The organism is Hydrogenophaga defluvii (assembly GCF_042665235.1).
In the GTDB taxonomy this organism is placed as follows: Bacteria; Pseudomonadota; Gammaproteobacteria; order Burkholderiales; family Burkholderiaceae_C; genus Hydrogenophaga; species Hydrogenophaga defluvii_A.
The window spans coordinates 17,513-30,999 of the sequence record NZ_JBHTBZ010000080.1; the positions used below are offsets into that span (position 1 = coordinate 17,513).

The following is a 13,487-nucleotide window of genomic DNA, read 5'->3' on the forward strand; positions in this document are numbered from 1 at the left end:
TGGCATGACGGGACACGGGGTGCGTGTGGGCTTGCTGCCCTCGCTTGCCCTGGCGGCAGGAGCCGCTCTGGCGCAGGCCGGTGAGACCGTTCGCATCGCTTTCATCGATCCGCTGTCGGGCCCCATGGCCGACATCGGGCGCAACAGCCTGCGCAGCTGGCAGTTCATGGCTGAGCGTCTGGGCGGCGGTGCCAACCCAGCAGGGGTGCGCTTTGTGGTTGCGCCCTTCGACAACAAAGGCTCACCGCACGAAAGCCTCAACGCGCTCAAGGCAGCGATCGACCAGGGCTTTCGTTATGTGGTGCAGGGCAATGGTTCGGGTGTGACCCATGTGCTCGCCGATGCGGTTGCACGCCACAACGCGCGCCGCCCCGAGGCCCCGGTGCTGTTGCTCAACTACGCGGCCACCGATCCTGCCCTCACCGGTGAGCGCTGCAGCTACTGGCACTTCCGCATCGAGGCCGACACCACCATGAAGGTGGCCGCGCTGGTGGATTTTCTGGCCGAACAACCCGCTCTGCAAAAGGTCTACCTGCTCAACCAGGACTATGCCCACGGCCAGCAACTGGCGCGCCATTTCAAGGAGGCGGTGGCCGAGCGCCTGCCGGCATTGGAAGTGGTGGGCGAAGAACTGCACCCGGCCTTCCAGTTGCGCGACTTTGCCCCCCAGGTGCAACGTGTGCTGGCCTCAGGTGCGCAGGCGGTGGTGACCGGCAATTGGGGTGAGGACTTTGTTCACCTGGTGCAGGCGCTGCAGGCGGCCAAGGTGCAATTGCCGCTGTTCACCTACTACGCGGCTTTGCCCGGTGCGCCCAGCACGTTGGCCAAGGGCCCGCTGCCCATGCCGGTGTACCAGGTGGCCTTGCACCACAACAACCCCGAGGGTGAGATGGGCCGGCTGGCGGCGGATTTTCGGCGCCGGCACAAAGAGGATTTTGTCGTCTACGCCACCCACACCGGCATACAGATGTTGGGCGCGGCCATGTCGCGTGCGCGCAGCACCGACACCCGCCGCGTGGCCGACGTCCTCGGTGGCTTGGCGTTTCCTGTTCTGGGCGGCATGGCGACCATGCGCGGGGATGACCACCAGTTGCAACTGGGCCAGTTCATCACCCGCTGGCAGCCGGTGGACACGCGCCATCCGGTGGGCGCCGAAGGCACCGATCACACGTTTGTGCCGCAGCGCTACATCGCTGCCTCGGCCTTGTCTCAACCCGTGCGCTGCAACATGCCACGGCCCTGAGATGGAATTGTTCGTCCTTTCGTTGCTCAACGGCCTGAGCTACGGCTTGCTGCTGTTCATGCTCAGCGCCGGGCTGACCTTGATTTTCAGTCTCATGGGCGTGCTCAACTTCGCGCACGGCAGTTTTTACATGCTGGGGGCGTACTTTGCTCACACGCTGGCTGGCCTGTGGGGGTTCTGGTGGGCCTTGCTGCTGGCGCCGCTGCTGGTGGGTGGGCTGGCCGCGCTGTTCCATGCCCAGGTGCTGCGGCGGGTGGCGGCGCATGGCCACGTGGCCGAACTGCTGGTGACCTTTGGCCTGAGCTACGTGCTGCTGGAGGTGGTGCAACTGGTGTGGGGCCGTGGACCGGTGGACTACCGTGTGCCGGTGTCGCTCTCCGGCAGTCTGTTCACGTTGTGGGATGTGCGCTTCCCGGCCTACCGAGCCTTCACCATGGCGCTTGCGCTGATCGTGTTGGGTGGGCTGGCGCTGTGGTTGAGGCTGAGCCGGGGCGGGCTGGTGGTGCAGGCGGCGCTCAGCCATCCGCAGGCGGTGCAGTGCCTGGGCCACAACGTGCCACGTGTGTTCATGGGCGTGTTCGGCTGTGGCGCCGCGCTGGCGGCCCTGGCCGGTGTGCTGGGTGGCAACGCGTTTGTCACCGAGCCCGGCATGGCCGCTACGGTCGGGTCCATCGTGTTTGTGGTGGCGGTGGTGGGGGGGCTGGGCTCGTTGTGGGGGGCATTCTGGGCGTCGCTGCTGATGGGCTTGTTGCAAACGGCCGCCGTGTCATGGGACCTGCCCTTGGGCGGTTTGCGCCTGAGCCAGCTGGCCCCTTTGTTGCCCTACGCTTTGTTGGTGCTGGTCTTGGCGTTGTACCCGCGTGGTCTCATGGGCCAACGCGAAAGCTGACGATGGCCCGTTCCTCCTTTGCCGGTTTTGTGGGGTCCGCGCTGGCCCTGGTGCTGGGGCTGCTGCTGACGGTGGCGCCGCTGGCTTTTGAAAGTCGGTATGCGTTGGGGATGGCATCACAGGTCGGCATTGCGGTGTTGGCCTGCCTGAGTTTTCACGTGTTGTGGGGGCAATGTGGCTTGCTGAGTTTTGGCCATGCCGCCTACACCGGGGCGGGGGCCTACCTGTGCATGCACACGCTCCAGGCCTTGAACGCCCAGGCCTGGCCGTTGCCGGTTGCGCTGTTGCCCCTGCTGGCAGGGCTGGGCACGGCGGTGCTGGCTCTGCCATTGGGCTGGTTGTGCACACGGCGCCCAGGCACCCCCTTCGCCATGATCACCCTGGGTGTGGGCGAGCTGGCGTGGGCGGTGGCGCTGATGTGGCCCGCCTGGTCGGGCGGGGAGGCCGGGCTGTCGGGCAACCGCGCGGCGGGCCCGGCATGGAACGGGTGGGATTTGGGGCAGGCCAGCCACCTGTACGCGCTGATTGCAGCGCACACGCTGCTGGGCCTGGTGTTGGTGTGGGGGCTGACACACACCACCTTGGGCCGCCTGCTCAATGCCGTGCGCGACAACCCGCTGCGTGTGCCCTTGCTGGGCTACGACCCACAGCGCCTGCGCCTCATGGCTTTTGTGTTCGCGGCCTTCCTTGCCGGTGTGTCGGGCGCGCTGGCTGCCTTGCACCAGGAAATCGTCACCCCCGAGGTGTTCAGCGTCCACCGCTCGGGCAGCCTGCTGCTGTTCACCTTGCTGGGTGGTGCCACTTTGCTGGGCCCGGTGCTGGGTGGGGTGTTGATGGTGACCGTGATGGTGGGCCTGTCGGGCTTCACCCCGGCTTGGTTGCTGTACACAGGCCTGGTCTTCATGTTGGGCGTGGTGTGGGCGCCTCAGGGCGTGGCCGGTCTGTTGCTGGCGGCCTGCCGCGCTTGCGTGGATGGCAGGTGGCGCCCCGATGTGCCGAATGCCGTGTTCTTGTTTGGGGCACTGTGTGCGCTGGCCGGTGGCGTGGCGCTGGTGGAGATGGCCTACCAGCTGCCGCAGCACGGCACGCTAGGACCTGTTCGGCATCTGGCTGGGCTGGCGCTGGACACGGGCCAGCCCACGCCATGGGCCGCCGCGGTTGGCCTGCTGCTGCTGGGCGTGGCGCTCTGCAGGTGGGTACGCAAAAACAAGGTGGGATGGCCATGAGCGCTCCCGTGTTGACGGTCGCTGGCCTGCACCAGCGTTTTGGCGCCACCGAGGTGCTGCGCAACGTGAACTTGCAGGCACATGCAGGCGAACGCCTGGCGCTGATTGGCCCGAACGGCGCCGGCAAATCCACGCTGTTCAACGCCATCAGCGGCCTGCTGCGGCCCAGCGCGGGCGACATACGCCTGCACGATCGCGCCATCGCGGCCATGCCGGTGCACCGGCGGCACCAGCTCGGGCTGGCGCGCAGCTTCCAGATCAGCCAGCTGTTTGCGCATTTGACGGTGCGCGACCACCTGCGTTGTGCGGCGTGCTGGCCAGACGGGCAGGGCTACCGCTTCTGGCGCCTGCTGGGGCGCCAGAGCGCGCTCAACGCCCGTGTGGACGGGTGGCTGGAACGCCTGGCCCTGGCTGCGCGTGCCGATGACACGGCGGCCGAACTCAGCTACGCCGAACAACGCACCCTGGACATCGGCATGGCGCTGGCGAGCGAGGCGCAGGTGTTGTTGCTGGACGAGCCCACCGCCGGCATGAGCCGCAGCGAAACCGCCCGTTTTGTGCCCCTGCTGCGCGACTTGACGAAAGGCAAGACGCTGCTGATGGTGGAGCACGACATGGGCGTCGTGTTCGAGCTGGCCGACCGCATCGCGGTGCTGGTGCAGGGCGAACTGCTGGCCTGCGACACGCCACAGGCGATACGTGCCAACCCGGCGGTGCAGCGCGCTTATCTGGGGCAGGCGCACGGAGACCACACGTGAGCGGCGCGCTGGTGGTGAGCGGCTTGCATGCGGGCTACGGTCAAAGCCGGGTGCTGCAAGGCGTGGGGTTTGAGTTGGCAGCAGGCCAGATCGTGGCGGTGCTCGGGCGCAACGGCTCGGGACGCAGCACACTGGCGCGGGCGCTGATGGGCCTGGTGCCGGCAAGGGGCAGCGTCCGCTGGCGGGGGCAAGAACTGCTGGGGCGGCCGCCCCATGCCATCGCCCGCCTGGGCGTGGCCTACGTGCCCGAAAGCCGAGACGTGTTTCCGCGCCTGAGCGTGGCGCAGAACCTGGCGCTGGGGCTGCAGCCGGGGGCGGGTCGCCCGCAGCGGTGGACGCCCGAGTGGGTGTTCGACAGTTTTCCGGCGCTGGCGGCGCGCCGGCATGTGGCGGCCGGCGTGCTCTCGGGCGGTGAGCAGCAGATGCTGAGCCTGTGCCGCGCGCTCATGGGCGCACCCCAACTCCTCATCGTGGACGAACCCACCGAAGGGCTGGCGCCGCAGGTGGTGGCCCAGGTGGACGCCTTGTTGCGCGAGCTGCGCGACCAAGGGTTGGCTGTGCTGCTGATCGAACAGAAGCTGGACCTGAGCCTGGCGGTGGCCGACCGCTTGGCGGTGATGGGCCACGGGCGCTTGGTGTTTGAGGGCTCGGCCAACGCGTTGACCGGTTCGCGCGACGTGGTGCGCGAGTGGCTGGAAGTCTGAGCCAGACAAGCAGGCGACACCCTGACTTTGGCGCGCCGCACAAAATCCCTACAATCGCCAAAAAACGAACGGTCGTTCTTTTTTTGAAATTTCGTCAACCCAAGGAGACTTCATGACCGCGCATTACCAGAGCCACGGCGACGTGGCCGTCATCACGCTGGACAACCCGCCCGTCAACGGGCTGGGCTTGAGCACACGGCAGGGCATCGTGGCCGCGCTGGAGCAGGCCAACGCCGATGCCGCCATCCGCGCGGTGGTGTTGACGGGAGCAGGCAAGGCCTTCTCGGGCGGTGCCGACATCCGTGAATTTGGCAGTCCCAAGGCACTGCAAGACCCAAACCTGCTGAGCGTCATCCTGGCGCTGGAGAACTTCGCCAAGCCCATCGTCGCTGCCATCCACAGCGTGTGCATGGGCGGTGGCCTGGAGCTGGCCCTGGGCGCGCACTACCGCGTGGCCGCCCCGGGCTGCAAGGTGGCCTTGCCGGAAGTGAAACTGGGCCTGATTCCCGGCGCCGGTGGCACGCAGCGCCTGCCACGCGTGCTGGGCGTGGAGGCCGCACTCAACATGATCGTGAGCGGCGAAGCCGTCAACAGCGAGATGCTGGCCCAGGTGCCAGGGCAGAAGCTGTTCGACAAGCTGGCCGCCTCGGCCGAGTCGCTGATGGACGAAGCCCTGGCCTTTGCCCGCAGCGTGGCCGACGTGCGCCCCTTGCCCCTGGTCCGCAACCTGCCGGCCAAACACCCGCAAGGCGATGCTTACTTCCAGTTTGCGCGCAACATGGTCAAGGGCATGAGCAAAAACTTCCCCGCGCCCGCCAAGTGTGTGGATGCGGTGGAAGCCGCCACCAAAAAGAAATTCGCGGACGGCATGGCGTTTGAGCGCGAGATCTTCATCAACCTGATGTGGACATCTGAATGCCGCGCGCTGCGCCACCTGTTCGTGGCCGAGCGCGCCGCCAGCAAAATCCCCGACGTGCCGGAAGACACGCCCAAGCGCAACATCCAGTCGGTGGCCGTGATCGGTGCTGGCACCATGGGCGGCGGCATCTCGATGAACTTCCTCAACGCGGGCATCCCGGTCAAGATGCTGGAGATGAAGCAGGAGGCGCTGGACCGGGGCATCGCCACCATCCGCAAGAACTACGAGGCCCAGGTCAAGAAGGGCAAGCTCAAGCAAGACAAGTATGAGCAGCGCATGGCCTTGCTGAGCACCACGCTCGACTACGCCGACTTGAAAGACGCCGACCTGGTGATCGAGGCCGTGTTCGAAGAAATCGGCGTCAAACAAAAGGTGTTCGAGGCGCTGGACGCGGTGATGAAACCCGGCGCCATCCTGGCCTCCAACACCTCCACGCTGGACGTCAACAAAATCGCGAACTTCACCAAGCGCCCGCAAGACGTGGTGGGCCTGCACTTCTTCAGCCCGGCCAACGTGATGAAGCTGCTGGAAGTGGTGCGTGGTGACGCCACGGCCAAGGACGTGCTGGCCACCGTGATGAGCGTGGCCAAGAAGATCAAGAAAACGGCGGTGGTGTCCGGCGTGTGTGATGGCTTCATCGGCAACCGCATGGTCGAGCAGTACGTGCGTCAAGGCGGCTTCCTGCTGGACGAAGGCTGCACCCCCGAGCAGGTGGACAAGGCGATCGAGAAATTCGGCTTCGCCATGGGCCCTTTCCGCATGGGCGACCTGGCGGGCAACGACATCGGCTGGGCCATCCGCAAGCGCCGCGCCATCGAACACCCCGACATGAAGTACAGCAAGACCGCTGACCTGCTGTGCGAGAAGGGCCGTTACGGTCAGAAGACGGGCGCCGGCTGGTACGACTACGTGCCGGGCAAGCGCGATGCCATCCCCAACGCCGAGGTCATCCAGATGATCGAGGACCACCGAAAGAGCCTGGGCATCACCCCGCGCAAGGTGAGCGATGAAGAAATCGTGCAGCGCCTGGTGTTCTCGCTGGTCAACGAAGCCGCCCACATCCTGGAAGAGGGCATCGCCAACAAGGCCAGCGACATTGACGTGGTCTACATCTTCGGCTACGGCTTCCCGGTGCACCGTGGTGGTCCGCTGAAGTACGCGGACGAGGTGGGGCTGTTCAACGTGGCCCAGGCCATGAAACGTTTTGCGCAGAACCCGCTGGACGACGCTGCGTTCTGGCAACCCGCGCCGCTGCTGGCCCGCCTGGCGGCCGAAGGCAAGACCTTCAACTGATGCACCGCACACACGAGACAAGGACATTGCCATGACTTCCGCACTGATCGTTTCCACCGCCCGCACGCCGCTGACCAAAAGCTGGAAGGGCGCTTTCAACATGACCCACGGCGCCACGTTGGGTGGCCATGCCGTGCAACACGCCATCGCTCGCGCCGGCATCGAGGCCGGGGAGGTCGAAGACGTCATCATGGGCTGCGCCACGCCAGAAGGTGCCACCGGTGCCAACATCGCGCGCCAGATCGCGCTGATGGCCGACTGCCCGGTGTCCGTCTCGGGCATGACGGTCAACCGCTTCTGCTCGTCGGGCCTGCAAACCATCGCGCTGGCGGCTCAGCGCATCATCGCCGGGGAAGGCGACGTGTTCGTGGCCGGCGGCGTGGAGAGCATCTCCTGCGTGCAGCAGGAAATGAACCAGCACATGCTGCAAGACCTGATGCTGGCCAAGAAAAAGCCCGAAATCTACTGGAACATGCTGCAGACCGCCGAGCAGGTGGCCAAGCGCTACAACATCGGCCGCGAAGCCATGGACCAGTACGGCGCTGCCAGTCAGCAGCGCGCCACGGCTGCACTGGAAGCCGGCCTGTTCAAGGACGAAATCGCACCCATCACCGTGATCGCCGGCGTGGCCGACAAGGTCATGGGCCTGACGACCAAAAAGGTCACGGTGGAGAACGATGAAGGCATCCGCCCCGGCACGACGTTTGAAGGCATCCATGGCCTGCGTTCGGCTCTGCCCGGCGGCCTGGTGTCGGCCGGCAACGCCAGCCAATTCTCTGATGGTGCTGGCGCCTGCGTGCTGATGGACGAAAAGCTGGTCAGCCAACGTGGCTTGAAGCCCCTGGGCCGCTTCCTGGGCTTTGCGGTGGCCGGCTGCGAGCCCGACGAAATGGGCATCGGCCCGGTGTTCGCGGTGCCCAAGGTGCTGAAGAAGCTGGGCCTTACGGTGAACGATATCGACCTGTGGGAGCTGAACGAAGCCTTTGCGGTGCAGGTGCTGTATTGCCGCGACAAGCTGGGCATCCCGGCCGACCGCCTCAACGTCAACGGCGGCGCCATCGCTGTGGGCCACCCCTATGGTGTGTCGGGCCAGCGCCTGACCGGCCACGCCCTCATTGAAGGCAAGCGCCGTGGCGCCAAGCGCGTGTGCGTGACCATGTGTATCGGCGGTGGCATGGGCGCGGCGGGTGTGTTCGAAGTGCTGTGATGTACTGACAGCTTTCGCCTGAAAACGCCTTAAGCACAAGGGGCCGGTCGTCAGCAGACGCCGGCCCCTTGTTTTTGTGCCCGTTGGTCAGGGCGCGGAGTTCGCCCAATTGGCCATCAAGGTGTTGCTCGGCTGGTGTTCGTCCAGCAGCTTGCGGGCCGTCTCGATGCCGGCCACCGGGAGGCCCGCCGGGTCGAGCTTGCCGATCTGCACCAGCACGCTGGCCTGGTCCCAGTAGATGTGCTCGTGGTAGAGCTTGTCGCCCCGGAATTTGACGATGGCCACCAGCGGGATTTCCACCCGTTTGCCGGTGGGCGCAATGCCCGGCAACATCCAGTCGATTTCGCAGGTGTGGGTGAAGCAGAACAGCAGCTCGTCCACGATTTGTGTGGCGCCGATGGTGCGCGAGATGGGCACCAGGGTGGTGTCCGGCGGGTTGCTGTTGACGAAGTGGTGCTGGTAGAAGCGCGACAGCATGGTGTGGCCCACGCCACCCGTCATGGTGGGGATGTGGTTCACATAGGGCTGGGCCACCATGGTGGCCATGGTGGCGGCCACGTCGCGGGTGGCGAACTCGTGCTCGCAGTGTTTTTCCCACAAGGCTGAGAAATCGGGGTGCGGACCCATCACGGTCTTGAAGGCCGCGATGCTGCGCTCGTGGGCCATCAGGGCCGAGGGCTTGTGGAAGTGGTCGCCACCGACGCGGGCAAAGGCGTGGTCTACCCCAGGGTACACATAGACCTCGGTGTGGGCGCGGCCCGCCAGGGTGGACACGATGGCGGCGCGCGCCTCGGGTGGACAGAAGGCGTCGTTTTCGGCGATGTGCAGCACCAGCCGGCCCTTGGCCTGGGCTGCTTCGTCGAGCGCCTTCTCGATGCCCACGCCGTAGTAGCCCACGGCCACGTCGGCGTTGGTGCGGCAGGCGGCCAGGTAGGCCAGCTTGCCGCCCAGGCAAAAGCCCAGCACGCCTGCTTGTCCCGAACATTCAGGGCGCTGGCGCAGGGCGTCGAGGCAGGCCTGGATGTCGGCCACGCCCTTGGCTTCGTCAAAGCCCTGGTAAAGGCCGAAGGCGCGCTGGAAGTCGGCCTCGGTGTAGCCCAGTTCGATGCCCGGTTGCTGGCGCCAGAACAGGTCGGGCACCAGCACCACATAGCCTTCTTCGGCGTAGAGGTCGGCCACCTGGCGCATGGTGGCGTTGACGCCAAAAATCTCTTGGGCCAGCACGATGCCAGGGCCATGGCCCGAAGGGGGCAGGGCCAGGTAGGCGGCGAAGCTGCCGCTGCCGTCGAGTGCGTTGAGGGTGATATGTTGCGATGTCATGGGGTGTCTCCAAATCCGGCCAGGGTGGTGTATTGGCCATCTGCGTACAGCAGGGGGGCTTCGTTGCGGGGGCTCAGCAGCACCGCCTTGATCTCGCCGATCATGGCGGCGTGGCTGTGGGCCACCATCATTTCGTCGACCACGCAGTCGAACACGGCCAGGGCGTCCAGCAGCACCGGCGCACCGGTGGCCAGCGTGCCCCAGCGGCCGGGCTCAAAGCGTTGCGCGGGCGGCGTGGGCGCGCCGCCAAACTGCTGGGCCAGGTCGCGGTGTCGGTAGGCCAGCAGGTTCACGCTCATGCGCCGGCTTTCAGCAATGGCGCGAAAGGTCGAACCCTTGAGGTTGACGCAGGCCAGCAGCCGCGCCGGCTCACCCGAGAACGAGGTGACGGCGGTGGCGGTGAGGCCCGCGAGTTGGTCACCGTCCTGTGTGGCCACCACGGTCACCGCCCCCGTGAGGCGGCGCATGGCGAGGCGGAAGTCGGACAGCGGCAGGCTGGCGCTGTGACGCAAAGCCTGCAGTGGGGGCAGGGTGCCCAGTTCGGCGGCGGTCATCAGGCAAGCTCCGCTCTTCGAGCTGCGGTGCGCGCTTGCTTGGGGCGGCCCGGCGCGGCGCTCATGCTGGCACTGCCTCAAGAAAGGCATCAACCTTGTCCGGCGTCATGAAGAAGTTCACGAAGTCGGTCGGGTTGTTGAAGCCGTTGACGACGCGCTTGGCGACACGCGGTTCACCGCATGCCGCGCCCAGCAGCTTGAGCACGTGGGGCGGCGGCGGGGCCAGCATGGCATTGGTCCAGCCGGTGGCGTAGGCGCCGTAGGTGTTCCAGAAGGCCTCGAAGGTCTGCTGCATGAAGCCCGCGTCAAAGGCCTTGTCGCCATGGGCCACGATGGCCTGCTCCACGGCGTGGGCAAACTTGGCGGCGTTGTTCGAGCCCTGGCCGGTGATGGGGTCGTTGAGCAGCACCGCGTCGGCCATGCCCATCACCACACGACCGCTGGGCAGGTGGCCCACTGGCCGGCGCACGGTCGGTGCAAACCGCCCGGCCAGGATGCCGTTGGCGTCGGTCAACTCCACCTGGGTGCAGCGTGCGGCTTCCCAGGGCAGGAATTTGGCCAGGATCTCTTTGGGGCGCGCCAGGTGTTGGGCCGGCGTGGTCACGTCGCCCCAGCAGTCCATGGGGCCACCGGGCACGCCTTCGAACACCATGATCTCGCACGGCCCGCTCACCGTGAGGGCCGGGAACACGAAGTACTCGCCCACGCCGGGGATGAGGTTGAAGTTGACGGCAGAGTGCTCGGGGCGCGGTGCCATGCCGTGCACGTAGGTGAGGGCCAGGGCACGCTGGGGTTTGTCGTAAGGACTGCGGGTGGCGTCGCGCTCGAACATTTGGGCGATGGCGCCTTTGCCGGCGGCCACGATCACCAGGTCGTGGCTCTGGGTCCAGCGCTCCAGGTCGTCGATGTTGGCCTCGTGCATCAGCAGCTCGCCACCGAGCCGGCTGAACTCGGCCATCCAGCCGGGCACTTTCACCCGCTGGTCCACCGACTGCGCCTTGTGGTCCAGCCGGTGGCTCCAGGCCATGGCCTTTTCACCGGGCAGCTCGGGGTGGGGCACCGTGAAGGAAATGCCTTCGACGGGGGGGCAGTCCTGCTCCCAGAAATTCAGGCCGCGGTCGCGTTCGAGCTGCAGGCTGTCGTGGAACATGCACTGGCTGGACAGCACCTTGCCGGTGCGCATGTCTTCGGGCGTGCGGTTGCTGGTGATGCTGACCCGGTAGCCGCGCTTGAGCAGGCTGATGCCCAGTTGCAGCCCGGCCTGGCCGGCGCCGACGATCATGATGTTGCGCATGGTTTGTCTCCGTTGTGGGTTGGTTTGAAAACGTCAGGCCATCAGCTTGGGGATGGCGGGCTCGTGCGATTCGGGGCCCATGGCCGAGTAGCCGCCGTCCACGGCGTAGTCGGCGCCGGTGACGAAGCTGGCGTGGTCGGAGCACAGGAACAGCACCACCTGCGCCACCTCGGCCGGGTCGCCGACGCGTTTGAGCAGGTGAAAGGGGGCGGCCACGGCATCGGTCTTGGCGCGGTCGCCACCGGTGAGCTGGTTCATGATGGCCGACCAGGTCCAGCCGGGCGACACGCTGTTGACGCGGACATGCTCGGGCGCCAGGTCCATGGCCATGTTGCGGGTGAGCTGCACCAGCGCGGCCTTGCTCACCGGGTAGAGCCAGCGGCCGGTTTGCGCCACGCCCGACGAGATGCTGGTGAAGTTGACCACCGCGCCGCCGCCGACGCGTCGCATGTGGGGCAGCACCGCCTTGAGCATCATGGCGGCGCTGGTCACGTTCACGTCCAGGGCCTTGAGCCAGTCGGCGCGGCCCGAGGCCAGGCCGTCGTCCACGTAGGAGCAGGCCAAGTTGACGAGAAAGTCCACGCGGCCAAATCGCGCTGCAGTTTCGTCGGCACAGGCCAACACCTGGGCGTCGTCGGTGATGTCGGTGGGGCGGAACCACACGCCTTCGCCGCAGGCCTGGGCCACGGCTTGGCCGCCGGTGGTGTCGATGTCGGCCAGGGTGACGCGCACCCCCTGGGCGTGCAGCGCCTGCACCACGGCGGCGCCGATGAGGGTGGCGCCACCGGTGACGATGGCGGTCTTGCCGGACAGTCCAAGAAAAGTCGCTTGGGGCATGTTGTCTCCTGTGCTGAAAAAATCCCCCGCTTGCTGCGGTGGGAGCCAATGTAGAAATGGCCAAGCGCCGGCAGCATCCCGTTTGCGCAGGCGCTGTCCCAAAAACGAGAGATTCGTGTGTGGCCGCCGTTTCGGCCGCCGCGCTGCGGGCAATCCCCGTGGCGCCCCGGCCCGGGATTTGCTAACTTCTGCGCCCATGTTGTCCCCGCACCGTTACCCGCTGGCCAGCCACGCGCTGTTCCACACCCGGGATGTCGATCAGGCCCGCGAGGCGGTGGCGCGTGTGTTTTGCCCCCACGTGCTCAACCCCTGCGGTGCCCGGCAGGCGCTGGATGCGCGCCACCACAGCGCACCGGTGTTCCGCGACATCAGCCTCAACTACGTGCAGTACGGCCCGGCGGTCGAGATCGAACCCGGCGACCTGGGCAGCTTCTATTTGCTGCAAATCCCCTTGCGCGGCAGCGCCGAGGTGGCCTGTGGCGGCCAGCAGGTGGTGGCGGGGCAGGGCATGGCCACGCTGCCGTCGCCCACCGAATACCTGCGCATGCGCTGGGCCGACGACAGCCCCCCCCTCATCCTGCGCATCTCACAGGGCGCGGTGGTGCGGCAGATGGAACAGCTCGCGCAGGCGCCCGTGCACCGGCCCTTGGTGTTCGGCCTGGGCTTGGCCATGGACACACCCGCGCTGGCGCCCCTGGCCGGTTTTGTGCGCTACCTGGCCGAAACCCTGGAGGTGGACAGCGGATTTGCCGGTTCCGCCCTGGCCCAGCAGGCCGAGGCCTACTTGCTGAGCATGTTGCTGCTGCAGGCGCCCCACAGCCACAGCGAAGTTTTGCGCGGCGACAGCCGCCGCCCGCTGCTGCCACGCGCCGTGCGGCGGGCGCAAGACTTCATGTTGGCCAACGTGACGCGGCCCCTCACGCTGGCCGATCTGTGCGAACACCTGCACGTGAGCGCGCGCAGCCTGCAGCAGGCCTTTGTGGACCACACGGGCGAGTCGCCCATGGTGTACTGGCGCAACCTGCGCCTGGACAAGGTGCGCGAGGTGCTGCGCAAGGCAGCCAGCCAACCCTCGACCGGCGTGGCCGTGACCCAGGTGGCGGCCGATCACGGGTTTTTGCACATGGGCCATTTCGCCGCGCAATACCAGCGACGCTTTGGCGAACGCCCCGTGGAAACCCTGAAAACCCGTGCTGCTGTCATGCAGGGGTCAAGCCCACGCGCCTGAGCGCATTACAGTGGG

12 protein-coding genes are annotated in these 13,487 nt (G+C 66.7%); 8 read left to right on the plus strand and 4 right to left on the minus strand.

The features are described 5' to 3' along the window. Positions 1-4 precede the first annotated feature (4 nt). From ACFQU0_RS20145 to ACFQU0_RS20175, 7 genes are all read left to right on the plus strand, one after another. Positions 5-1,243, plus strand: a complete 1,239-nt coding sequence (locus tag ACFQU0_RS20145) for a branched-chain amino acid ABC transporter substrate-binding protein (protein ID WP_382203780.1) — start codon at positions 5-7, stop codon at positions 1,241-1,243. Between the two features lies 1 nt (position 1,244). After that, positions 1,245-2,132 (plus strand): branched-chain amino acid ABC transporter permease, encoded by an 888-nt coding sequence (locus ACFQU0_RS20150; RefSeq protein WP_382203781.1) that lies wholly within the window; start codon positions 1,245-1,247, stop codon positions 2,130-2,132. A gap of 2 nt (positions 2,133-2,134) precedes the next feature. Then, positions 2,135-3,358, plus strand: a complete 1,224-nt coding sequence (locus ACFQU0_RS20155; RefSeq protein WP_382203783.1) for a branched-chain amino acid ABC transporter permease — start codon at positions 2,135-2,137, stop codon at positions 3,356-3,358. Continuing rightward, positions 3,349-4,116, plus strand: a complete 768-nt coding sequence (locus ACFQU0_RS20160) for an ABC transporter ATP-binding protein (RefSeq protein WP_382203785.1) — start codon at positions 3,349-3,351, stop codon at positions 4,114-4,116. Before ACFQU0_RS20155 ends, ACFQU0_RS20160 begins: the two co-directional genes overlap by 10 nt. Further along, on the plus strand, positions 4,113-4,820 hold the full coding sequence (locus ACFQU0_RS20165) for an ABC transporter ATP-binding protein (protein ID WP_382203787.1): 708 nt from the start codon (positions 4,113-4,115) through the stop codon (positions 4,818-4,820). Before ACFQU0_RS20160 ends, ACFQU0_RS20165 begins: the two co-directional genes overlap by 4 nt. 112 nt (positions 4,821-4,932) lie before the next feature. Beyond that, positions 4,933-7,032, plus strand: coding sequence for a 3-hydroxyacyl-CoA dehydrogenase NAD-binding domain-containing protein (locus tag ACFQU0_RS20170; RefSeq protein ID WP_382203788.1), 2,100 nt, complete (start codon positions 4,933-4,935; stop codon positions 7,030-7,032). Positions 7,033-7,063: 31 nt separating this feature from the next. Then, on the plus strand, positions 7,064-8,239 hold the full coding sequence (locus ACFQU0_RS20175) for an acetyl-CoA C-acyltransferase (protein ID WP_382203790.1): 1,176 nt from the start codon (positions 7,064-7,066) through the stop codon (positions 8,237-8,239). A gap of 87 nt (positions 8,240-8,326) precedes the next feature. On the opposite strand, the gene ACFQU0_RS20180 is transcribed toward ACFQU0_RS20175, so the two are convergent. From ACFQU0_RS20180 to ACFQU0_RS20195, 4 genes are all read right to left on the minus strand, one after another. Further along, positions 8,327-9,559 carry a dienelactone hydrolase family protein gene (locus ACFQU0_RS20180; protein ID WP_382203792.1) on the minus strand — a complete coding sequence of 411 codons (1,233 nt, stop codon included), beginning with the start codon at positions 9,557-9,559 and terminating at the stop codon, positions 8,327-8,329. Further along, on the minus strand, positions 9,556-10,113 hold the full coding sequence (locus ACFQU0_RS20185; protein ID WP_382203794.1) for a flavin reductase family protein: 558 nt from the start codon (positions 10,111-10,113) through the stop codon (positions 9,556-9,558). The genes ACFQU0_RS20180 and ACFQU0_RS20185 overlap by 4 nt, the downstream gene beginning before the upstream one ends. Before the next feature lie 61 nt (positions 10,114-10,174). After that, positions 10,175-11,407: a styrene monooxygenase/indole monooxygenase family protein gene (locus tag ACFQU0_RS20190; RefSeq protein ID WP_382203796.1), complete on the minus strand. Its 1,233-nt coding sequence runs from the start codon at positions 11,405-11,407 to the stop codon at positions 10,175-10,177. A gap of 33 nt (positions 11,408-11,440) precedes the next feature. Next, complete coding sequence (locus ACFQU0_RS20195; protein WP_382203798.1) at positions 11,441-12,244, minus strand: SDR family oxidoreductase; 804 nt, start codon at positions 12,242-12,244, stop codon at positions 11,441-11,443. Between the two features lie 196 nt (positions 12,245-12,440). Here ACFQU0_RS20195 and ACFQU0_RS20200 point away from each other — a divergent pair, with 196 nt between their 5' ends. Next, on the plus strand, positions 12,441-13,472 hold the full coding sequence (locus ACFQU0_RS20200) for an AraC family transcriptional regulator (protein ID WP_382203800.1): 1,032 nt from the start codon (positions 12,441-12,443) through the stop codon (positions 13,470-13,472). The last annotated feature ends 15 nt before the right edge of the window (positions 13,473-13,487 follow it).

Coding starts and splice junctions, on each gene's coding strand:
- ACFQU0_RS20145 (WP_382203780.1), top strand. CDS start 5: ATGACGGGACACGGGGTGCGTGTGGGCTTGCTGCCCTCGCTTGCCCTG.
- ACFQU0_RS20150 (WP_382203781.1), top strand. CDS start 1,245: ATGGAATTGTTCGTCCTTTCGTTGCTCAACGGCCTGAGCTACGGCTTG.
- ACFQU0_RS20155 (WP_382203783.1), top strand. CDS start 2,135: ATGGCCCGTTCCTCCTTTGCCGGTTTTGTGGGGTCCGCGCTGGCCCTG.
- ACFQU0_RS20160 (WP_382203785.1), top strand. CDS start 3,349: ATGGCCATGAGCGCTCCCGTGTTGACGGTCGCTGGCCTGCACCAGCGT.
- ACFQU0_RS20170 (WP_382203788.1), top strand. CDS start 4,933: ATGACCGCGCATTACCAGAGCCACGGCGACGTGGCCGTCATCACGCTG.
- ACFQU0_RS20175 (WP_382203790.1), top strand. CDS start 7,064: ATGACTTCCGCACTGATCGTTTCCACCGCCCGCACGCCGCTGACCAAA.
- ACFQU0_RS20180 (WP_382203792.1), bottom strand. CDS start 9,559: ATGACATCGCAACATATCACCCTCAACGCACTCGACGGCAGCGGCAGC.
- ACFQU0_RS20185 (WP_382203794.1), bottom strand. CDS start 10,113: ATGACCGCCGCCGAACTGGGCACCCTGCCCCCACTGCAGGCTTTGCGT.
- ACFQU0_RS20190 (WP_382203796.1), bottom strand. CDS start 11,407: ATGCGCAACATCATGATCGTCGGCGCCGGCCAGGCCGGGCTGCAACTG.
- ACFQU0_RS20195 (WP_382203798.1), bottom strand. CDS start 12,244: ATGCCCCAAGCGACTTTTCTTGGACTGTCCGGCAAGACCGCCATCGTC.
- ACFQU0_RS20200 (WP_382203800.1), top strand. CDS start 12,441: ATGTTGTCCCCGCACCGTTACCCGCTGGCCAGCCACGCGCTGTTCCAC.